The sequence below is a fragment of the Sphingomonas jeddahensis genome (genome assembly GCF_001981525.1).
Classification (GTDB): domain Bacteria; phylum Pseudomonadota; class Alphaproteobacteria; order Sphingomonadales; family Sphingomonadaceae; genus Sphingomonas; species Sphingomonas jeddahensis.
Genome location: NZ_MPSB01000007.1, coordinates 82,173 through 101,183, shown reverse-complemented (window position 1 = coordinate 101,183; position 19,011 = coordinate 82,173). Strand labels below are relative to the sequence as shown.

General features: G+C 64.2%; 21 protein-coding genes. 9 read left to right on the top strand and 12 right to left on the bottom strand.

What is annotated here, in order from left to right; all coding sequences use genetic code 11:
• Positions 1-77: 77 nt before the first annotated feature.
• Together fdhD and SPHI_RS09355 are read right to left on the bottom strand one after the other, a co-directional pair.
• Positions 78-875, bottom strand: coding sequence for a formate dehydrogenase accessory sulfurtransferase FdhD (fdhD, locus tag SPHI_RS09360; RefSeq protein ID WP_076744660.1), 798 nt, complete (start codon positions 873-875; stop codon positions 78-80).
• A gap of 40 nt (positions 876-915) precedes the next feature.
• A complete protein-coding gene (locus SPHI_RS09355; RefSeq protein ID WP_076744659.1) occupies positions 916-1,467 on the bottom strand; it encodes a type 1 glutamine amidotransferase domain-containing protein in 552 nt (183 codons plus the stop codon).
• A 170-nt stretch (positions 1,468-1,637) separates the two neighbouring features.
• On the opposite strand from SPHI_RS09355, the gene SPHI_RS09350 reads away from it, so the two are divergent.
• Together SPHI_RS09350 and SPHI_RS09345 are read left to right on the top strand one after the other, a co-directional pair.
• Positions 1,638-2,588, top strand: a complete 951-nt coding sequence (locus SPHI_RS09350) for a DNA topoisomerase IB (RefSeq protein ID WP_083719921.1) — start codon at positions 1,638-1,640, stop codon at positions 2,586-2,588.
• Positions 2,589-2,605: 17 nt separating this feature from the next.
• On the top strand, positions 2,606-3,802 hold the full coding sequence (locus tag SPHI_RS09345) for a mechanosensitive ion channel family protein (protein WP_083719917.1): 1,197 nt from the start codon (positions 2,606-2,608) through the stop codon (positions 3,800-3,802).
• A 15-nt stretch (positions 3,803-3,817) separates the two neighbouring features.
• Here SPHI_RS09345 and SPHI_RS09340 read toward each other — a convergent pair whose 3' ends face one another.
• The 4 genes from SPHI_RS09340 to SPHI_RS09325 form a co-directional block, all read right to left on the bottom strand.
• Positions 3,818-4,900: a helix-turn-helix transcriptional regulator gene (locus SPHI_RS09340; protein WP_076744657.1), complete on the bottom strand. Its 1,083-nt coding sequence runs from the start codon at positions 4,898-4,900 to the stop codon at positions 3,818-3,820.
• Positions 4,901-4,970: 70 nt separating this feature from the next.
• The gene (locus SPHI_RS09335; RefSeq protein WP_144036176.1) at positions 4,971-5,300 is read right to left on the bottom strand and encodes a hypothetical protein; all 330 of its coding nucleotides are present in this window, start codon (positions 5,298-5,300) and stop codon (positions 4,971-4,973) included.
• 51 nt (positions 5,301-5,351) lie between these two features.
• Complete coding sequence (arfB, locus tag SPHI_RS09330; protein WP_076744655.1) at positions 5,352-5,750, bottom strand: alternative ribosome rescue aminoacyl-tRNA hydrolase ArfB; 399 nt, start codon at positions 5,748-5,750, stop codon at positions 5,352-5,354.
• Complete coding sequence (locus SPHI_RS09325; RefSeq protein ID WP_076744654.1) at positions 5,743-6,393, bottom strand: RluA family pseudouridine synthase; 651 nt, start codon at positions 6,391-6,393, stop codon at positions 5,743-5,745. The genes arfB and SPHI_RS09325 overlap by 8 nt, the downstream gene beginning before the upstream one ends.
• Before the next feature lie 47 nt (positions 6,394-6,440).
• Here SPHI_RS09325 and SPHI_RS09320 point away from each other — a divergent pair, with 47 nt between their 5' ends.
• On the top strand, positions 6,441-7,235 hold the full coding sequence (locus SPHI_RS09320) for a M15 family metallopeptidase (RefSeq protein WP_076744653.1): 795 nt from the start codon (positions 6,441-6,443) through the stop codon (positions 7,233-7,235).
• Positions 7,236-7,283: 48 nt separating this feature from the next.
• Here the strand turns inward: SPHI_RS09320 and wrbA are convergent, their stop codons facing one another.
• Positions 7,284-7,886, bottom strand: coding sequence for an NAD(P)H:quinone oxidoreductase (wrbA, locus tag SPHI_RS09315; protein ID WP_076744652.1), 603 nt, complete (start codon positions 7,884-7,886; stop codon positions 7,284-7,286).
• Between the two features lie 26 nt (positions 7,887-7,912).
• Positions 7,913-8,626, bottom strand: a complete 714-nt coding sequence (locus tag SPHI_RS09310; RefSeq protein ID WP_076744651.1) for a pirin family protein — start codon at positions 8,624-8,626, stop codon at positions 7,913-7,915.
• A gap of 113 nt (positions 8,627-8,739) precedes the next feature.
• Between SPHI_RS09310 and SPHI_RS09305 the strand changes: the two genes are divergently transcribed.
• Positions 8,740-9,627 carry a LysR family transcriptional regulator gene (locus SPHI_RS09305; RefSeq protein WP_076744650.1) on the top strand — a complete coding sequence of 296 codons (888 nt, stop codon included), beginning with the start codon at positions 8,740-8,742 and terminating at the stop codon, positions 9,625-9,627.
• 6 nt (positions 9,628-9,633) lie between these two features.
• On the opposite strand, the gene SPHI_RS09300 is transcribed toward SPHI_RS09305, so the two are convergent.
• The gene (locus tag SPHI_RS09300) at positions 9,634-12,126 is read right to left on the bottom strand and encodes a TonB-dependent receptor (protein WP_076744649.1); all 2,493 of its coding nucleotides are present in this window, start codon (positions 12,124-12,126) and stop codon (positions 9,634-9,636) included.
• A gap of 214 nt (positions 12,127-12,340) precedes the next feature.
• On the opposite strand from SPHI_RS09300, the gene SPHI_RS09295 reads away from it, so the two are divergent.
• Entirely contained in the window at positions 12,341-12,811 is a 471-nt protein-coding gene (locus SPHI_RS09295; RefSeq protein ID WP_076744648.1) for an Hsp20 family protein, read from the top strand.
• Between the two features lie 203 nt (positions 12,812-13,014).
• Here SPHI_RS09295 and SPHI_RS09290 read toward each other — a convergent pair whose 3' ends face one another.
• From SPHI_RS09290 to secG, 3 genes are all read right to left on the bottom strand, one after another.
• Entirely contained in the window at positions 13,015-13,590 is a 576-nt protein-coding gene (locus SPHI_RS09290) for an NUDIX hydrolase (RefSeq protein ID WP_083719915.1), read from the bottom strand.
• Positions 13,583-15,217 carry a CTP synthase gene (locus SPHI_RS09285; protein WP_076744647.1) on the bottom strand — a complete coding sequence of 545 codons (1,635 nt, stop codon included), beginning with the start codon at positions 15,215-15,217 and terminating at the stop codon, positions 13,583-13,585. The genes SPHI_RS09290 and SPHI_RS09285 overlap by 8 nt, the downstream gene beginning before the upstream one ends.
• Positions 15,218-15,302: 85 nt before the next feature.
• The gene (secG, locus tag SPHI_RS09280; protein WP_076744646.1) at positions 15,303-15,692 is read right to left on the bottom strand and encodes a preprotein translocase subunit SecG; all 390 of its coding nucleotides are present in this window, start codon (positions 15,690-15,692) and stop codon (positions 15,303-15,305) included.
• 209 nt (positions 15,693-15,901) lie between these two features.
• Between secG and SPHI_RS09275 the strand changes: the two genes are divergently transcribed.
• The 4 genes from SPHI_RS09275 to zwf all read left to right on the top strand — a co-directional run bounded on the left by SPHI_RS09275 (position 15,902) and on the right by zwf (position 18,981).
• Entirely contained in the window at positions 15,902-16,228 is a 327-nt protein-coding gene (locus SPHI_RS09275; RefSeq protein ID WP_076744711.1) for a MarR family transcriptional regulator, read from the top strand.
• On the top strand, positions 16,194-16,538 hold the full coding sequence (locus SPHI_RS09270; protein ID WP_233130828.1) for an SH3 domain-containing protein: 345 nt from the start codon (positions 16,194-16,196) through the stop codon (positions 16,536-16,538). Before SPHI_RS09275 ends, SPHI_RS09270 begins: the two co-directional genes overlap by 35 nt.
• Positions 16,535-17,449 (top strand): N-acetyl-gamma-glutamyl-phosphate reductase, encoded by a 915-nt coding sequence (gene argC / locus SPHI_RS09265; RefSeq protein WP_076744645.1) that lies wholly within the window; start codon positions 16,535-16,537, stop codon positions 17,447-17,449. Before SPHI_RS09270 ends, argC begins: the two co-directional genes overlap by 4 nt.
• A gap of 68 nt (positions 17,450-17,517) precedes the next feature.
• On the top strand, positions 17,518-18,981 hold the full coding sequence (gene zwf / locus SPHI_RS09260) for a glucose-6-phosphate dehydrogenase (protein WP_076744644.1): 1,464 nt from the start codon (positions 17,518-17,520) through the stop codon (positions 18,979-18,981).
• The last annotated feature ends 30 nt before the right edge of the window (positions 18,982-19,011 follow it).

Here is a 19,011-nt window from a genome sequence, read left to right as displayed (position 1 = left end):
CTGGCAGGCGGAAAGGTGGGCCCCGGAAACAAGTTCAGGGTGACGCCTGACGGCGGCGTTGCATAGCGTGAACCGACCTACCCAGCACCGCTCGCCAACAGCCCATCGGCGCGAACCAGGGTGCGCAAGGCGAGCCCCGCTCCCGCCGCCCGCTTCACCGCCAGCCGGGTCGGCGCAGAAATCGTGGCAAGCATCGGGCATCCGGCGAGCACCGCTTTCTCCACCAGCTCATAGGAGCAGCGCGAAGTGAGCAGTGCGAAGCCGCCCTCCCAGCCCCCTCCCCGCCGCAGCATCGCCCCGATCAGCTTGTCGAAGGCATTGTGCCGCCCGACATCCTCCCGCACCAGCCGGATCGCGCCATCCGGCGTGCAGGCAGCGGCGGCATGCACCGCCCCAGTTTCCGCATTGAGCGGCTGGTGATCGCGCAAAGCTCGATAGGCGCGAAACACCGCCGCATCCTCGCCGTCCCACCGCGCTGCCATCGGCAACGGCCGCAGCGCCTGGGCTACCGTCTCCACGCCGCACAGCCCGCATGACGCATCCGAACTGCGATGCCGCACGCGATCCCCGATCCGATCCGCTACCCGCCGCGCCAGAGTCAGCCGGGCCACGATGCCGTCGCCAGCATCATGCACATCGACGCCGCGAATATCCTCCGCCCGGTCGATCAGCCGCTCGCCCATCGCAAAGCCATAGGCGAGGTCCGCGATCGCATCCGGACTCGCCATCAACACGGCGTAAGCGATGCCGTTGCACTCGATCGCGACCGGCACTTCCTCCGCAACCAATCGCGTGACGGGATCTTCGCCGCCCTTCGCGAGGATCCGCCGAAACTCGATGATGGTCGCCGGCGATCGGTGGAAATCACTTATCATGCACGACTTTATCTATACGGCGCTGATGGACAGGCAATTGTCAGCCCGTCAGCTCTTGCTCCAAAGCAGCGATCAACGCACGGCTGAACGCAGGAATATCGTCGGGCTTGCGGCTGGTGATCAGGTTTTCGTCGATCACCACCTCCTCGTCCACCACCTCGCCCCCGGCATTCTCGAGGTCGGTGCGCACCGACGGCCAGCCCGTCACGCGTCGCCCATCCACCACGTCGGCCTCCACCAGCAGCCACGGTGCATGGCAGATCGCCGCCACGATTTTGTCATCGTCCATGAACTCGCCAACGATCGAAACCGCGCGATCCTCCATCCTCATCTTGTCCGGATTGCCGACCCCGCCTGGCAGCAACAACGCGTCGTAATCCTCGGTATCGACCTGATCCAGCGTCAGGTCCGGCGTGATCGTGCGGGTCGGATCTTTGTCGCCTTTCACGCCTTGGATCGGATCGGTTTTGATCGACGCCAGTGTCACCTTCACGCCGGCATCCAGCAGCGCCTGGCGCGGGTCGAACAGTTCGGAATCCTCGAACCCGTCGGTCGCCAGAATAAGCACGCGGGCGTGGGAAAGGTCGGCCATGTCGCTGGAACTCCTGTGTCGGGATTGCCCTTCACAACAGTCGCCGCGCAGGGCCGTTCCGGAACCGTGCGGTGGCCTGCGCATTTCCCGAGCCACGTGGAGGTGGCAAGGTGGCGTCGACAAAGATCGTCTATCACGATGATGAGGAACCCGGGATTACCCGGCGCAAGATGCGGCACGGCTGGGGCTATTTCGATCCGCAGGGCCAGCGCATCACCGATCGCGAGGAAATCGACCGGCTGAACGCGATCGGGCTTCCGCCCGCCTATCGCGATGCCTGGTTCTGCCCCGATCCGGCCGGCCATATTCAGGCGGTCGGCTGGGACGAAAAGGGCCGCAAGCAATATCGCTACCATCCCGAATTTCGTGCCGCGCGCGAGGACGAAAAATACAATCTTTGCGCGGCCTTCGGGCGTGCTCTTCCCAAGCTGCGCGAGCGAGTGGAGGCTGACCTCAAGAGCCGCAAGCATAGCAAGGAAAAGACGATCGCCGCGATCGTCAAGCTGCTCGATACCGCGCACCTGCGTATCGGCAATGAGACGTACGCCAAGAGCAACAAGAGCTTCGGCGTCACCACGTTGCGCGATCGGCACGCGCGCATCAAGGGCAGCACGCTCAAGCTTCAATACAAAGCGAAGTCCGGCAAGCTGCGCATGCTGACGATCACCGATGGCAGCCTCGCACGCTTTGTGAAGAAGTGCCAGGATCTGCCCGGACAAAAGCTCTTTCAATACGTCGATGAGGATGGGGCGCCTCGCCCCGTCACCTCTTCGGATGTGAACGCATATATCAAGGAAGCGATGGGCAGCGACTTCACCGCCAAGCACTTCCGCACCTGGGGCGCCAGCGTCATCGCCTTCGAAACATTGGCTGAGGCGGACAAGGACATCAGCCTCAAGACGCTGCTCGCTCCCGTCACTGAAAGGCTCGGCAACACGCCGGCGATCGCCCGAAAATCCTATGTTCATCCAGCACTGATCGCACTGATCAAGGATGGGCAGGAAGCGTTTCGCACCACGCTTCATCTGCCACGCACCACCCGCTGGCTGAGCCGGGCCGAACGTGGCTTGATCGCCTTTCTTGAAACCGGCGAAAACGGCAGTGCATGCCAAGCCGCATGAGCATCTAGAAGGACCGGATGACAGCAACGAATAGTGCGGCACCCCTGCCGAAGATCTCCGCTGAGGGGGTACAGCAGCAGATCGCAGCCTTCTGGGGTTCGAGCGTTGATTGGTTTCGCGCGTATTGGCTTCAGATTGCGATCGCACTGGCGATTGGATCGGCCATCGTCCTCGCCCTGCTCTGGCTTCGCGGCCTCGGTCCGCGACTGGCGCGACGCTCCACCTCGGGCAAAGGGTGGGCTGCGGTGTTCGGCCGCGCGATCAGCCGCACCAGCACGTTCTTCATCATCATGGTCGCAGCGCGCCTGGTTGGCGGCTACGCGGACCCACCGGTCATTGTTGCGACGACGATCAACTTCCTGTTCACGCTAGCAGCAGTATTCCAGGCCGCGACCTGGGCACGCGAACTTATCCTCGGCGCGATCGAGCATCGCACCCGCGCGGAAAACTATTCCGGCGAAGCCCTGATGAACGCCATGGGGCTGATCCGGCTCCTCGTCACCATCGTCGTGTTCGCCATCGCGCTGGTGGTGGTGCTCGACAATTTGGGCGTCAACGTCACCGGTCTCGTCGCGGGTCTCGGCGTTGGTGGCATCGCCATTGGTCTCGCCGCGCAGGGTATTTTCGCCGATCTGTTCGCGGCGCTGGCGATTATCTTTGACCGCCCCTTTCGCCGCGGGGACGCGATCACTTATGATTCGAGTTCAGGCACGGTGGAAGAAATCGGCCTGAAATCGACCCGCATCCGGGGTGTGAACGGCGAACAGCGGATCATTTCAAACCGCAACCTGCTCGACAAAGAGATCATCAACAACACTCAGCGAGAGCGGCGGCGCACCAAACTTGCCATCGGTGTCGGCTATGAAACTGATCGCGACCTGCTCGATCGCTTGCCCGACATCTTCAAGGAAGTGGTGGAGGCACATGATCTGGTTTTCATTCGCGCCGGCTTTGTCGCCTTTGGCGGCTCGTCCGTCGATTTCGAGCTCGAGTTCGACTCTCCGGCTGCCGACTACCAGCGCGCCTACGATGCGCGCCACAAGGTAGGTATCGCGCTTTATCGGCGGCTGGACGCAGAAGGCGTCTCGATCCCGTTCCCATCGCAGACCACTTACACGGCCGCCCCGGATGGGAAATTGATCATGCCCTATCCGGAGGTGCAACCGGTTCACGAAGTATCACAACGCCGTGCCACACCTGATCCACAGGCCTGATATCAGCGCGGCGCCTCAGTCGAACAACGCGTGTAGCAGGTGGATCGCCTCGGTCTCGCGGCTGACGCCAAGCTTGGCGAATAGCGACCGCAGATGGCTGCGTAGCGTTTCGCGCGTGATGCCGCGCGCCGCGCAGATTGCGTCGCGCGGGCGCCCTGCGTGCAGCAGCAGCGCGATCTCTCCCTCCGCGGCGGTCAGGTCGTAATTTCCGCGGAGAAACGCGAGATCGGCCGCTCCCCCGCCCGCTCTCTTGGCGATCAAAATGGCATAGGGTGCAAAGCCCATGTTCCATTCTCGCAAAGGCAAACGATGTAGCCGAAGCGTGAGCGCTCCTCCTTCGTCCGCGATGGCGATCGTGCCTGCCTGAACCTGCCCGGCCGAAAGCGACGTCATTGCCGCGGCAAGCCGCTTGTTGTCGTCCGCCCGCGGCAGCACAACGCGGGCATCGGCCAAGCGAAGCGTACCCTCGTGAAGCAAAGTTTCTGCGGAAAGGGTAACTGCCTGCACCGTCATTTTTCGGTCGAGCACGAAACAGGCGGTACCCATCGCCTCGAAGCTGCCGGCCACTAAGCGATGCCCTTCTCGCTCCAGGGCAAGTTGCAAGGCAGCAGCCGTAGCCGCCGACGCCCGAACGCTTGCAAACATCTCGCGGGTCTTGGCATCTGTTGGCCCGGTGCGCTGCGAACGAAGCAAGGCGAAGCCGATCAACCCAGTGCTGCCGCTCAGCAGAGTGGTCTGGCAGCCGTGCGGTATGTGCAAATCGCTACAGAGATCGAGATAGGCGTCATCGATCAAGTGCGGCCTCAATGCGGCATATCGATCCTCAGCCAGGATCGCATTGGGTGGCGCGGTGAGCCCTGCCGCAACGCGAAAATTCGTTGTCGGCGTCGTCAGTTCCGGTCGGTCTGCGGCGGCATGGGCCACATCATCCGTGTCGCTCACCCAGTTGAAATCTATCGAATAGCGTAGGCCGATACCGATCAATTGCGCGTGGTCGGAGCCAGTGGCAGAGGCAAGCTGCCCGAGCGCATCAAGCCAGCGCTGCGGCTCCACCGCCGCGGCCAGAAATGCTTCCCCTATTGCGTGCGGCTGCCCCACGGGCTTCCAACTCTATTGTTCAAACCTCGGCTTATTAGAACTTTCGCGCCGTTTCTAGAGACCTAGCTGTTTACTTTGCACTCCGAGCAAAGAGACTGGTCATGAATGCACTCGCCGCGTCTCCGAGCGCATCCGCCACTCGACTTGGATCAACAGAAGCGGTGCCACTTTCGCCAGCAGCATTGGCATTGCTTGCCGGGCCATGGTCGCGTGCTTGGCGCGCGGCGACGGCGGCGGCGGCCGTTGCCGCCATTGCGAGCCCCGACGCCAGCATCTGACGACCGGCGGGGCTGCTCGCCTTTTCGATCAGGGCCTCGCCCGCGCGGCGGGCTTCCTTGGGCACCTTCACCCCCCCAATCTCTTTAGGAATACGAAAGCCCTTCTTGTCCTTCTTCGCCATGCCGATCCTGCCGCTGTGTGTATCGACAACATAATACACTCGATCGGCGCTTCAATAGTCCCGCACCTTGCCGCGGCCCGCCTTCACGGCGCTTCGGCCCTTCTTTTCATCGACCCGCTTTGCCTTTGCGGCCCGGGACGGTTTTGTCTTCACGCGCCGCGCTTCGCGCTCTTCCGCCTTCGCCAGCAACTCGGCCAGCCGCTCGCGTGCGTCAGCCCGGTTGGCCTCCTGTGTGCGATATCGCCGCGCGGTAAGCACCAATGTGCCGCTCGCGGTGAGGCGTGATCCGGCCAGCAGCTTCAATCGCCGGTACGTCTCCGGGTGCAGGCCAAGCCGAAACACATCGACGCGTAGCTGGCACGCAGTCGCCACCTTGTTGACGTTCTGCCCACCCGGACCGGTGGCGGCAAGGAAGCGCTCTTCGATCGCCTCCTCCGGTACATCAACCATCAAAGCCCACATCGCCGAAGCGCCCGGGCCATGGCGCCTCTGCAGCGACATGGGCCTTGCCAGCGCGGGGCACGATCAGCTCAGCCGCATGAAGCATCATGCCGGCGGAATGCGCCCGGCCATAAACCGGGTCGCCCAGCACCGGTACCCCCAACCCCTCCAGCGCATGGACGCGGATCTGGTGCGTTCGCCCCGTCGCCGGCCTGAACTCAACCAGCGCGCGCCCATCCTGCACCTTGAGCAGCCGCCAGTCCGTGCGCGCCGATTTACCCGCGGGATCCCCGTGCATTCGCCAGCCACGTTCGGCAGTGGAGATCTTGGCGAGCGGGAGATCGATTGTTCCCTCGTCGCCCACCGGCACCCCATCGAGAACCGCCAGGTAACGCTTGGTCACTGCACCAGCCTCAAACGCCTGCTGCAGCCGGGCATGCGCCTTAGGATTGCGCGATAACAGCAGGCAGCCGCTGGTGTCGCGATCCAGTCGATGCACCGCCTGCGGCCAGCGACGAAAGCCAAAGGTGAGGTTTGCCAGATGGTTTTCGAGGCTGATCGCCCCGTCGCGCGGCGGGTCGACCGGCAGGCCTGCCGGTTTGTCGATTATCAACGCCTCGCCATCGAGGAACAGCACACGATCACCCAACATGCCCCCGCCCTTGCCATCACAGTGGGTACAAGGCCAGAGACACAAGGATGCACCCTCGCCTTCCCGCCTTGTTCCTGCTCGCTGCCGCACCGGCGCAAGCGCAATTATGCGACAGGGCAAGTGTGCCGGTCAGCAGCGATGGCCGAGCGCTCGGGCACTTTCCTTATGGTGAGGCGCCGGTCGGGGATCTGGTTGCGCTGCCCGCCGGCACGGCGATTGGCGCCTGCCGCCTGCGGCCGGAAGCGGCCGACGATCTCAAGCGCCTGCTTGCTGCTGCCGCTGGCGACCCGGCCGTGCAGGGGCGGCTCTATGCCCTTTCCTGTCACCGCTCGCTTGCGCAGCAGCAGGCAACCTTCTGCCGAACGCGGCAGAGCGCGAGCGGCGCTGATCGCGCGATCTCCGCCGCGCCGCCGGGGCACAGCGAACATTCCAGCGGCTTTGCGCTGGATTTCACGGTCCGCCCTGCGGATGGCTGTCCGGACGCGGAGGCCTGCATGGCGGCCAAGCCGGCGTTCCGCTGGCTCGCTGCCAACGCTCCGCGTTTCGGGTTCGAAATGTCGTTCCCGGCTGGCAACAAGCAGAATGTGAAATGGGAGCCATGGCACTGGCGCTGGGTCGGCACCTCTGCGGCGGCACCGGGAGCAGCGCGCGCGCGCTTCCTCTTCGCGAAGGCGCGCACCGCCTTTCCGGCCAACCCGGCCGTTGATCCCGTCCTGCCGACGGTAGCCGCGCCGCATTTCATGCCGATCGTCGCGCCTCCGCGGCCCGAAACAAAGAAGCAGCGCAAGGAGCGCGAGCGGCGCGAGCGCCGGGAACGTCGGCGCGTGCAGGACCGCAAGTAAGTTCAAGGTGATCCCGCCCGACTCGCGATCGGGCAGGACACCGATAGATCAGCCCTTCAGCTTCGCCGCGGTCTCGGCAATCCGCTTGCCCTGATAACGGGCGCCGCCGAGATCGACGTCGCTCGGCTGACGGCTGCCGTCGCCGCCCGCCAGCGTGGTTGCGCCATAAGGCGACCCCCCATGCACCGCATCAAGCGTCATCTGCGCCTGGTAGCCGTAATCAAGCCCGACGATCGTCATGCCGAAGTGCAGCAGGTTGGTGATGATCGAGAACAGAGTCACTTCCTGGCCGCCATGCTGCGAAGCGGTGGAGGTGAACGCTCCGCCGACCTTGCCGTTGAGCGCACCGCGCGCCCACAAGCCACCTGCCTGGTCGAGAAATGCTGCCATCTGGCTCGGCATGCGGCCGAACCGCGTCGGCGCGCCAATGATGATCGCATCATAATCGGCCAGCGCATTCACGCCCTCGATCTCCGGATGCGTATCATCAACCTGGAACCCGGCGTTCTTGGCGACCTCGGCCGGCGCGGTCTCGGGAACGCGGCGCACATCGACTTCTGCACCGCCCTCGCGCGCACCTTGCGCAACGGCATCGGCCATCTTCGCGATGTGACCGTAGGACGAGTAATAAAGAACCAGAACCTTGGTCATGATGTATCTCCTTAATGTCTGAAGGATTATTCCGCGTCGACAAGGACGAGTTCGGCGTCGTCGCTGGCAACGATTTCATAGGTGCCGCCAACCAACGCCGCGCCGTCGCGCGCGTCGAACCGGTCGCCATCGATCGTGATCGCACCGGTTGCTGCGACGAGATAGGCATGCCGACCCTCGCCCACGGTGTGGCGGACGCTCTCGCCAGCCTTCAACGTCGCGCCCATCACTCTGGCCTCGGCACGGATCGGCAACGCATCGACATCGTCGGCGAACCCGCTGGCCAGCGTGACGAAGCGGCCGGAACGATCGCCCTTGGGAAAGGGCTTGGCACCCCAGCTTGGGCTACCGCCCGAGGTACGCGGCTCGATCCAGATCTGGAACAGCGTCGTGGGCTCGTTCTCCAGATTATATTCAGCGTGGCGGACGCCCGAACCCGCGCTCATCACCTGAACGTCGCCGGCGCCGGTGCGACCCTTGTTGCCCATCGAATCCTGATGCGTGATCGCGCCGCTGCGAACGTAGGTGATGATTTCCATGTCGCTGTGCGGATGCGGCGGGAAACCGGTCTGCGGCGCGATCGTGTCGTCGTTCCAGACGCGAATCGCGCCCCAGCCCATCCGTGCGGGATCATGATAGCTGGCGAAACTGAAATGGTGCCGGGCGTCGAGCCAGCCATGGTCGGCATGACCAAGGCTGTTGAACGAACGACGGTCAATACGGGAGCGAGTGTCGGTCATGGGAACCTCCAATTGTTACGCCGGAGATAGGAAGTTCGCTGACGCGCGAAAACAGAAACGATTGAAACGGATTGTTTCCTCGACTAAGCATGCCTGACCTGAGGAGTTTTTACATGCGCCTGCCTGATCTCGAAGCATGGGCGATCTTCGCAACCGTTGCGGAACATCGCTCGTTCACAGGCGCCGCGGAGGCGCTCGGGCTGAGCAAGGCAACGATCTCCAAAGCTGTGTCACGGCTGGAGGCGGATCTGGGTCAGTCGCTGTTCCACCGCACCTCACGGCGCCTCGCGCTCACTGAGGCCGGGCGGCCGCTGGCGGAGCATGCTGCGCTGATCATTGCGTCCGCTCAGGCCGCTGAAGAAGCCGCGCGTGACGCTGCTAGCGCGCCGGTCGGCCGTATCCGGCTCGCGGCGCCGATGACCTTTGGCGTCAGCAAAGTCGCACCATTACTGTCCGAGTTTCTGGCTGCGCACCCTGGCGTCGAGATCGAGCTCCACCTCTCGGACGCCCGAGTTGATATCGTCGCCGAAGGGTTCGACGTTGCCTTGCGCATCGCCGAACTGCCGGACAGCTCGCTGCGCGCGCGCCGCCTCTGCACGATCCAGTCCTACCTCGTCGCGGCGCCCGCCTATCTCGCGCGCCGCGGCACCCCCACCCACCCGGGCCAGCTCGGCGACCATGACCTGCTTGGATACACCAACGTATCAGGGCCATGGCGCTTCCGCGGGCAAGATGGCGCGGACATCTCCGTCAAGGCGCAAGGGCCGATCGCCGCCAACAGTGGCGAGGCGCTGATCCCGGCGCTGGTTGCCGGGCTGGGCATCGCGCGCCTGCCAGCCTTCATCCTGGGCGACACGATGGCGAGTGGCGCCGTCGTGGAACTGCTGCCGCAATGGCGTCCGGCGCCGATCGGCCTCCACCTGCTGACGCCGCCCAGCCCACTGCGCCCCGCACGAGTCGAGGCGCTGATCGCCTTCCTCGGCGACCGTTTGCGGGATTGAAGTCAATCAGAAGCTCGCCGACAGGGTCACGCCATAGGTACGCGGATCGCCGGGCTGGCCGACTATGAGCCCGGTCGAGCCAGATTGCGTCGCCAGCACCTCGTAATAATTCTGGTCGAACGCGTTGCGCAGCCAGGCGAACAGATTGATGCCGTCGTCGGTCTTGAAGCCCAGGCGGAAGTTGGACAGCGAGTAACCGTCCACGAACGTATAGGCTGAAGGCGACGGGTTCGACGAGAAACGCGAACGATAGCTGCCATCGTAGCCGACATATACCTGTCCCGCGCGGCCGGCGATCGACGTTGGAACGCCATATTCCGCGCCGTAACTGAACGCCCATTTGGACACACCGGGCAGCACTTGCCCGGAGATGTCGCACGATTGCGGGCTCAGCGCACCCGGCGTTCCCGCGGCGCCCGGCCGCTGGCTTCCCGTCACCGTCGTGCCGCCGGACAGTTCGGGCGGGCATGGCGCATCGACGAAGCGGACATATTTGGCGTCGGTAAAGGCCCCATTGGCGTAAAGGTTCAGCCCGGCCACCGGGCGAAAGGCGCTGTCCACCTCGATGCCGCGCGTGCGCACCTTGCCGGCGTTAGCGAGATAACCGCGCAGCACGCCGACCTGCTGGTTGTTCACCGTTGCCTGATAATCATCGATCTCGGTCCAGAACGCCGCGACGTTGACGGTCGCGCCGCGATCCCAGAATTGCGTCTTTAGCCCCAGTTCGAAATGGTTCACCGTTTCGGGATCGATCGTCTGCACCGCCAGGATCGGATTGTTCGCGGCATCGAGCGGCAGGCCGGAGAGATTGATTCCGCCAGACTTATAGCTGTGGGCATAGGTGGCATAATAATGCACGTCCGGCGTGAAATCGTATGACACGGTAATGTCGCCCGACACGTTCCAATTGTCGAACTCGGGCCGGTAGCTTTGCGGGGCGAGGACGCCGCGCTGATCGTTGGTCAGCGTGCTGCTGCCGTTCCCGGCTGTGACCGTGGCGAGGTAATCACCCTCCTTCTTGTCGTAGTTGAGCCGCAGGCCCGGCGCGATCTCCAGCTTCTCCGCCGGCCGCCATGTCAGCTTGCCGAACAGCGCCGCCGAAGTGTTCTTGAACCCGACCGTGTTGCGGGAGGTCAGCCTGTCGAGCACCGCGGGATTGCACGCCGCGGCGGTTGCCGTCGCGCAGCCATTGGGAAGGAACGGCGGATTGCCGGGATTGAGCAGGAACCGGCTCGCCGCTGGCCCCTGCACCTGCAACCCCTGGGTATCGATCGTCTGGTAGAAGTAGAAGGCGCCAAGGGTATAATCGATCGTCCCCTTGGTGTCGGAAGCGAAGCGCAGCTCCTGCGTGAACTGGCTTTGCTGCGAAGGGTTGGCGGACGCGGTGGTGATCGGCAGGCCGATGAAGTCCCGATCGTTGGATGGATCCCAGTGCCAGAAGCGCCATGCGGTGACTGACGTCAGCGTGCCGGCGCCGAGGTTCCAGTTGGCGAGCGCGGAGGCACCACCAAGCTCCTGCTTCGCTCGCAGATCCGTATCGACATCGGTCAGCCGGTCGAACGCATTGTTCGACGGCGGCGCATAGCCGAACGCCGCCGCAAGCGCCGCATATTGCCGGCTCAGCGGCCGCTGGGTTGCGCCGGTTCGTGCATAATATTGCACGCAGCAATTCGGGTTCTGCCGGTTGTAATCGGCGTAGAGCGTCACATCGAAATTCGGCGCGGCCTGGAACAGCATCTGCCCGCGCAGCCCGACATTGTCCTGGCTGTTCTGCCATTCGCGTTGCAGCGTGTTGTAGATCGTCCCTCGCCGTGTCGTCACAGAACCGGAGATACGTGCGGCGACCACATCCTCCACCAGCGGGCCGGACAGCGAGAACTTGCCCTGGAAGAAATCGTAATTGCCGCCGGTCAGCTCTACCCGCGCTTCGGTTTCGAAGCTCGGCTTGCGGGTGGTGATGTTGATCGCGCCGGCGGTGGTGTTCTTGCCGTACAGCGTCCCTTGCGGCCCGCGCAGGATCTCGATCCGCTCGGTGTCGGTGAAGTCGAATGTCGCCGAGGCGATGCGGCTATAGTAGACTTGATCCACATAGATGCCGACGCCCTGCTCGATGCCATCGTTGGTAAGGCCGAACGGCGCCCCTAGACCCCGCACGTTGGCGGCGGAGTTGCGCGGATTGGTGGAATAGAATTGCAGCGTCGGCTGAAGCTGCGTCAGCCGGTTGACGTTATACGCGCCGGTTTCTGCCAGCGCCTCGCCGCCGATCACCGACATCGCGATCGGCACGCTCTGCACCGTTTCCGCGCGCCGGCGCGCCGTGACGACGATGTCACCGCCGCCCTGCTGCGCCGGGCCAAGCCGCCCCTCCCCCGCCGTATCGGCCGGAACATCGCCCGGTTGCACCTCGGTTGTCGCGGCATGCACGGGTGGCGGTAGGTCCTCAGCCTGCACGGCTTCGGCGGCCCGCGCAGCGAGCAAAAGAGCAAGCGTGATCGACATGGGTATCGTCCCCTCAGTAAGTCGATCTATCGTCCATCTACGAGGTAGGGATTGCAATACCCGATCTATTTAGAGGGTTTTTGCACACCCCCTTGAAAGATTGCTTGACCGCACCAGATTTCTGGGCGTGCGGCGCCATTGTCGGGCCGCACAGCCGGCGACGTGGCGTTATCGCGCGCTGCCGCTTTCAACTCGCTCATTGGAGGAATTGAAGATGCGTCTGGATCTTACCCCCTACCGCCGCTCGACCATCGGCTTCGATCGTTTGTTTGACCTGATCGAGACCAATGCTCGTTCGGCTTCCGAAAATTACCCGCCGTTCAATCTCGAACGTGTCGCGGATGATCGCTACCGGATCACTCTCGCGGTGGCAGGCTTCGCACGCGACGAGATCGAGATCACCGCGCAGCAGAACCTGCTGCTCGTCTCCGGCAAGAAGGATGACAAGGCGACCAGCCCCAACTTCCTGCACGTTGGCATCGCTACTCGCAGCTTCGAGCGCCGCTTCGAACTCGCCGACTTCGTGTTTGTCGAGGATGCGCGGCTGAACGACGGGCTGCTGGTGATCGATCTGGTGCGCGAAGTGCCGGAGGCGATGAAGCCGAAGTCGATCACGATCAAGACCGGCCAGAGGCCCACTGTTGTCGAGGACAAGCGCGACACGGACGAGGCTCAAGCCGCTTAACCGTTCGGCGCCTCTTTAGCTCCCTTTTCGAGGCGTCGTGGGGCGTCCGGGCCGAAAGGTCCGGGCGCCTTCTGTTTCTCGCCGCACGGGCATCGGGGGCGATCTTCGACCGACGTCTGCCGTTCAGTCCGTTCGCGCGGGACAAGCTGTTCGACAGGCACGGGCCGGATGCAACGGCCAGTCAGTCGCTGAATGAATAGCCGCTAAGCAAGGCTTCCCTCGCCCCACCGGCTGCCCAACGCCGTTGCCAGCGCCGCAACGTGCATCGCCTGCACGATGCCGCCACATCTAGCGAGTGCCAGCGCATCAACCACCGCAACGGTCAGCAACCGCAGCCGCTCGGTCGGTTCGTCCTGCGGTTCGGCGAGCTTCTCCACACCAGTGGCAAGCACCGTGTAGCAGCGATTCGACTGATTGGCCGGATTGGGTGCCAGCGTGTTGACGAGCCGCCACTCGCCGCCGCCATAGCCGGTCTCCTCCAGCAACTCGCGTCGTCCCGCTGCGATCGGATCGGCGTCCTCCGAATCGATCGCTCCTGTGGGCAGCTCACGCGAGGTGATGCCCCAGCCGTGGCGGTACTGATCGACCAGCAGCAGGCGATCATCCGCCGTGATCGCGACGACGATCACCCAATCGCGATGCTCGGTGACGAAAAAGGGCGCGATCCGCACGCCCTCCTCGGTCAAGCAATCGTCCGCGCGGACGCGAAGCCACGGATCCTCGATCACATAGCGCGAGGCCTCGACCCGCCACGCGGGCAGGTCGGCGTCGTCAGACAAGCCGGCTCTGCTTGACCGCAGCGCCGATGAAGCTGGCGAACAAGGGGTGCGGATCGAACGGCTTGCTCTTCAGCTCAGGATGGAACTGCACGCCGACAAACCACGGATGATCCGGCCGCTCGACGATCTCGGGCAAGGTCCCATCCGGCGACATGCCGGAGAATACCAACCCGCCCTTCTCCAGCGCTTCCTTGTATCCGGTGTTCACTTCGTAGCGATGGCGGTGGCGCTCATAGATGGTCGTACCACCATAGATTGACGAAACCACGCTGTTGCCATCGAGCCGCGCCTCATAGGCGCCGAGCCGCATCGTGCCGCCAAGGTCACCCTCCGCTTCACGCTTCTCCAGCCCGTCGCGTCCCATCCATTCGGTGATCAGGCCGACCACCGGCTCCGGCGTCGGTCCGAACTCGGTGGAGGACGCGTCGCGAATGCCCGCAAGATCGCGCGCACCTTCGACACACGCCATCTGCATGCCGAAGCAGATGCCGAAGTAAGGAATTTCACGCTCGCGAGCGAAGCGGACGCTGGCGATCTTGCCCTCCGCACCACGCTCGCCGAACGCGCCGGGAACAAGGATCGCGTCACACGGCTCGAGCTGGGCGGCGATCTCCGCATCGTCATTCTCGAACAGTTCGGCATCAATCCACCGGACGTTGACCTTGACCCGGTTGGCGATGCCGCCATGCACCAACGCTTCGTTCAACGACTTATAGGCGTCTTGCAGGCCGACATATTTGCCCACCACGCCAACCGTCACTTCGCCTTCCGGATTGGTCAGGCGATCAACGATCTCGGTCCAGCGCGACAGATCGGGTGCCGACGAAGGCGTGATGCCGAAGGCGCGCAGCACTTCGGTGTCCAGCCCCTCACCGTGATATTGCAGCGGCACGGCATAGATGCTCTTCGCATCCAGCGCCGGGATCACCGCCGTCTCGGGCACGTTACAGAACAAGGCGATCTTGGCGCGCTCTGACGGCGGCAACGGCTTCTCGCACCGGCACACCAGCACGTCTGGCTGCACGCCCAAGGCCGCCAGCTCACGCACCGAATGCTGCGTCGGCTTGGTCTTCAGCTCTCCCGCGGCGGCAATATAAGGCACCAGCGTCACATGAACGCTGATCGCATTGCCGCGGCCGACCTCGTTCTTCAGCTGGCGGATCGCCTCAATGAACGGCAGCGATTCGATGTCGCCCACGGTTCCACCAATTTCGCACAGCACGAAATCGAGATCGTCGGTCTGGTCCTTGGCGAACGACTTGATGGCATCAGTGACATGCGGGATCACCTGCACCGTCGCGCCGAGATAATCGCCGCGACGCTCACGCTGAATGATCTGTTGATAGATGCGCCCGGAGGTGACGTTGTCGCTCTGCCGCGCCGCGACGCCAGTGAAGCGCTCGTAATGGCCAAGATCGAGATCTGTCTCGGCGCCGTCGTCGGTCACATAGACCTCGCCGTGCTGATACGGGCTCATCGTGCCCGGATCGACGTTCAGATAGGGGTCGAACTTGCGGATCCGCACGCGATAGCCGCGCGCCTGGAGCAATGCGGCGAGGCTCGCCGCCATGAGACCTTTGCCGAGCGAGGAGACCACGCCGCCGGTGATGAAGATGAACCGCGCCATGGGAATATCCGACTACTCTTGAACAGGCATGGGGAACAAGCGCCCGCGTGACCACGAGCGCTGCGAAACCGGCGAACCGGGAAAATCAGCGGGCGAGCGGAACGCCGTTGTCGGCCGGAGCCGTCTGGTTCGCCGCCGCTGCCGCCGCCGCTGCCTCGGCACCCGACAGGGCCGCGCCATCGGCTTGCGGCTGCGGTGCGGACTGGCTCACCGGCGCAGTGCGCTCCAGCGAGGTATCAACGTTGGTGCCGCCGCGCGTCGCCGCCAGCACCGCCAACGTGATCGACATCAGGACGAACAGCGCCGCCAGAACGGAGGTCGCCCGCGTCAGGAAATCCGCCGCGCCGCGCGCCGACATCAGGCCAGAGGGGCTGCCGCCGGTGGTGAGGCCGCCGCCTTCCGATCGCTGCATCAGGATCACCGTCACAAGTGCGGCGGCAATGATCGCCTGAACGACGAGAAGGAAGGTGAACATGGATGAACCCGAATTAAAGCGGCCAGCGGTGCCAGCGGATGCGCGCACATAGGCGCAGGCCGCCGCGCGATCAACCGTTGGTCGATTTCGTGACAGTACTGAAACCAGCCGCGCAGGCGGACGTTATTCCCCGCAAATGGCGCGCGTTAGCGCACCCAACCCGGATGACGCATGTGGCTGTATTCGCGAATTCCGAACTCGGTTCCTGGATGAACACCCTGGTGGACTATGTCCGCTCGGGTGAACCCGATCTAACCAATCGCCAAATGGCGTTGCTGCTGGTGGTGTACCTGAAGCCTGGCCCCCATACGGTGCGCGGGCTGGCACGAATTCTGAATGTGTCGAAGCCCGTGGTGACACGCGCCTTGAATAGACTTGGCGCGCTCGGCTATCTGCGCCGACAACGTGACGATAGCGACAAGCGCAACATCTTCGTCGCACGTACATCCGAAGGGGCAAATTTTCTTGAGGAGTTCGGCCAGTTTATCGGCGACGGCGAGCATGAGCAGCCCGTCCCAGCCCGCGCCAGCGCGTAAGTCGTTCGCGCTGCTGGGCCGTTCGCACTCGCTTGATCCCACCCGCCATGCGGTGCGCAAGGATCTGGCCGACGTTCGTCTGGCCGACCAGGTGTTCGCGCCGCACTATGCCGCTCCCCTCCGTCGCCAGATCCTTGCCACCACGGAACTCCGTGCCGAGCGGACCAGCGATTCGCCGCGCCTCGCGATCCTCGCCGCGGGCGATCCGTTCGACATGCTCGATGTGACGGGCGACACCGCCTGGGGTGTTGCGACGGTGACCGGGCTCGTCGGCTATGTTGATGCGGCGGCGCTGGGGGACGTGGCTTGACGGCTACGGTCTTTATCGACGGGGCGGTCGGCACGACCGGCCTGGAGATCCGCGAGCGGCTCGCCGGCCGCAGGGATCTGTCAGTGGTGACCTTGCCGGAAGAGCAGCGCAAGGACGCCGACGCGCGGCGCGAGGCGATCAACGCCGCCGACGTCGTCATCCTCTGCCTACCGGACGATGCTGCGCGCGAGGCAGTGGCGCTGATCGACAATCCACGCACGCGCGTGATCGACGCGTCGAGCGCGCATCGCGTGGCTGAGGGCTGGACCTACGGCTTTCCCGAGCTCGGCTTCGATGTCGCGGTCGCGACACGGGTAACCAACCCCGGCTGCTATCCCACCGGGTTTCTCGCGCTAGTCGAGCCGCTGGTTCGCGCCGGGCTGCTGCCGGCCGATGCCGCGCTCGCGGTACACGGCACCTCCGGCTATTCGGGCGGTGGCAAGGGTATGATTGCCGAGTTCGAAGGCGGCAACAGCTCTGCGCACCGCGCCTATGCGCTCGGCCTGGGTCACAAGCATGTGCCGGAGATGACGCAGCACGCCGGCCTCTCGGTCGCGCCGATCTTCATGCCATCGGTGGCCAACATCCATCGCGGCATGGTCATCGAAGTGCCGATCCACGCCGCCCAGCTCGCGCCCGGCACCACAGCCGATCAGCTGCGCGCGACGCTGGCAGAGACCTTCGCCAACGCTCCGCTGGTCCGCGTTGCGAACGAAGACGCCAAGCTCATCCGGATCGAGGACGACGCGGCGACCGACCGCATGACGCTTCACGTCTTCGGCAGCCCGGGGGGCGACCAGTTCCGCCTCGTCGCCACACTCGACAATCTCGGCAAGGGCGCGTCGGGTGCCGCGGTGCAGAACCTGAACCTGATGATCGGCGCCGATCCGATGACCGGGCTGGTCACCTAGCCCAAAGGCGGACTATGGAGCGCACCGCGCCCCCACGAGGTCGCCCAAAGCCAGCAAGAGGAGCACGCATGCAGCGCAACCCGGTCGGGAAGCTATTGTTGTTCGGCGCGACCGGCGATCTCGCCCAGCGCATGCTGCTGCCGTCGCTGTACAATCTGCATGCGGACAAGCTGCTGCCCGAGGGGCTGACGATCACCGGCACCGCGCGCGCCGATCATGACGACGAGGGCTTCCGCGCCTTCGCCAAAGAAGCCCTCGACGAGTTCCTGCCCAGGGACCGCAAGGATGCGGCCGCGATCGACGGCTTCCTCAAGCGGCTGCAATTTCAGTCGCTCGACGCGACCGATATCGACCATTATAACGTTCTCGCCGAAAAGGTCGGCGACATCTCCGGCGGACTGGCGATCTTCCTGTCCACCGCCCCCTCGCTGTTCGAGCAGGTGATTCAGGGCCTCGACAGCGCCGGCCTCGCCGGCGAGACGGTGCGCATCGGCCTGGAAAAGCCGCTCGGCTACGATCTCGCTTCCAGCCGCGAGATCAACGATACCGTCGCCACCGCCTTTCCCGAGGAGCGGATCTTCCGCATCGATCATTATCTCGGCAAGGAGACGGTGCAGAACATCATGGCGCTGCGCTTCGGCAACTCCTTCTTCGAGCCGGTGTGGAATGCGCAGGGGATCGACAACGTCCAGATCACCGTCAGCGAGACGGTCGGGCTGGAAGATCGCGCGAGCTACTATGACGGCGCCGGCGCGCTGCGCGACATGGTGGCGAACCACATCCTCCAACTCGTCGCGCTGATCGCGATGGAGCCGCCGGCGCGCTACGATGTGACCGAGATCCGCGACGAAAAGGCCAAGGTGTTCCGATCACTACGCCAGCTGAAGCCCGAGGAAGTGCCGCAGAACAGCGTCATCGGCCAATATACTGGTGGTGCCGTCAAGGGCGAGATCGTCAAGGGCTATGACGAGGAACTCGGCAGAGACTCGAACACCGAGACGTTCGTCGCGCTGAAGGCCCATGTCGACAATTGGCGCTGGCAGGGCGTGCCCTTCTACCTGCGCACCGGCAAGCGTATGCCGACACGGCGCAGCGAGATCGCGATCCAGTTCAAGCCGGTGCCGCATTCGATGTTCTCGGGGCGCGGCGGGCTGCTCCAGCCCAACATGCTGATCATTCGCCTCCAGCCGGAGGAATATATCCAGCTGCTGGTGATGGCCAAGGAACCCGGCCTCGACCGAGAGGGCATCCGCCTGCGCGAAGTGCCGCTGAACCTCAGCCTCGACGCGGAATTCGCCGGCACCCGCCGCCGCATTGCCTACGAACGCCTGCTGCTCGATCTGATCGAGGGCGACCAGACGTTGTTTGTGCGCCGCGACGAGGTGGAGGCGCAATGGACCTGGATCGACGCCATCCGCGAAGGCTGGAAAGCGAACGACATGAAGCCCAAGCATTATTCCGCCGGTACCTGGGGCCCCGCGGCCTCGATCGCGCTGACCGAGCGTGACGGGGTGAGCTGGCAGGACGATTGAACCAGAGGGGAGCCAAGGGTTCCCCTCACC

Excerpts from the sequence above, each read along its gene's own strand:
- SPHI_RS09310 (WP_076744651.1), bottom strand. The coding sequence starts at position 8,626 with ATGACCGACACTCGCTCCCGTATTGACCGTCGTTCGTTCAACAGCCTT.
- SPHI_RS09325 (WP_076744654.1), bottom strand. The coding sequence starts at position 6,393 with ATGTTGGGTGATCGTGTGCTGTTCCTCGATGGCGAGGCGTTGATAATC.
- SPHI_RS09295 (WP_076744648.1), top strand. The coding sequence starts at position 12,341 with ATGCGTCTGGATCTTACCCCCTACCGCCGCTCGACCATCGGCTTCGAT.
- zwf (WP_076744644.1), top strand. The coding sequence starts at position 17,518 with ATGCAGCGCAACCCGGTCGGGAAGCTATTGTTGTTCGGCGCGACCGGC.
- fdhD (WP_076744660.1), bottom strand. The coding sequence starts at position 875 with ATGATAAGTGATTTCCACCGATCGCCGGCGACCATCATCGAGTTTCGG.
- SPHI_RS09275 (WP_076744711.1), top strand. The coding sequence starts at position 15,902 with ATGAACACCCTGGTGGACTATGTCCGCTCGGGTGAACCCGATCTAACC.
- SPHI_RS09285 (WP_076744647.1), bottom strand. The coding sequence starts at position 15,217 with ATGGCGCGGTTCATCTTCATCACCGGCGGCGTGGTCTCCTCGCTCGGC.
- arfB (WP_076744655.1), bottom strand. The coding sequence starts at position 5,750 with ATGGTTGATGTACCGGAGGAGGCGATCGAAGAGCGCTTCCTTGCCGCC.
- SPHI_RS09350 (WP_083719921.1), top strand. The coding sequence starts at position 1,638 with ATGCGGCACGGCTGGGGCTATTTCGATCCGCAGGGCCAGCGCATCACC.
- SPHI_RS09300 (WP_076744649.1), bottom strand. The coding sequence starts at position 12,126 with ATGTCGATCACGCTTGCTCTTTTGCTCGCTGCGCGGGCCGCCGAAGCC.
- secG (WP_076744646.1), bottom strand. The coding sequence starts at position 15,692 with ATGTTCACCTTCCTTCTCGTCGTTCAGGCGATCATTGCCGCCGCACTT.
- SPHI_RS09305 (WP_076744650.1), top strand. The coding sequence starts at position 8,740 with ATGCGCCTGCCTGATCTCGAAGCATGGGCGATCTTCGCAACCGTTGCG.
- SPHI_RS09355 (WP_076744659.1), bottom strand. The coding sequence starts at position 1,467 with ATGGCCGACCTTTCCCACGCCCGCGTGCTTATTCTGGCGACCGACGGG.
- SPHI_RS09270 (WP_233130828.1), top strand. The coding sequence starts at position 16,194 with ATGAGCAGCCCGTCCCAGCCCGCGCCAGCGCGTAAGTCGTTCGCGCTG.
- SPHI_RS09335 (WP_144036176.1), bottom strand. The coding sequence starts at position 5,300 with ATGGCGAAGAAGGACAAGAAGGGCTTTCGTATTCCTAAAGAGATTGGG.
- SPHI_RS09320 (WP_076744653.1), top strand. The coding sequence starts at position 6,441 with ATGCACCCTCGCCTTCCCGCCTTGTTCCTGCTCGCTGCCGCACCGGCG.
- wrbA (WP_076744652.1), bottom strand. The coding sequence starts at position 7,886 with ATGACCAAGGTTCTGGTTCTTTATTACTCGTCCTACGGTCACATCGCG.
- SPHI_RS09345 (WP_083719917.1), top strand. The coding sequence starts at position 2,606 with ATGACAGCAACGAATAGTGCGGCACCCCTGCCGAAGATCTCCGCTGAG.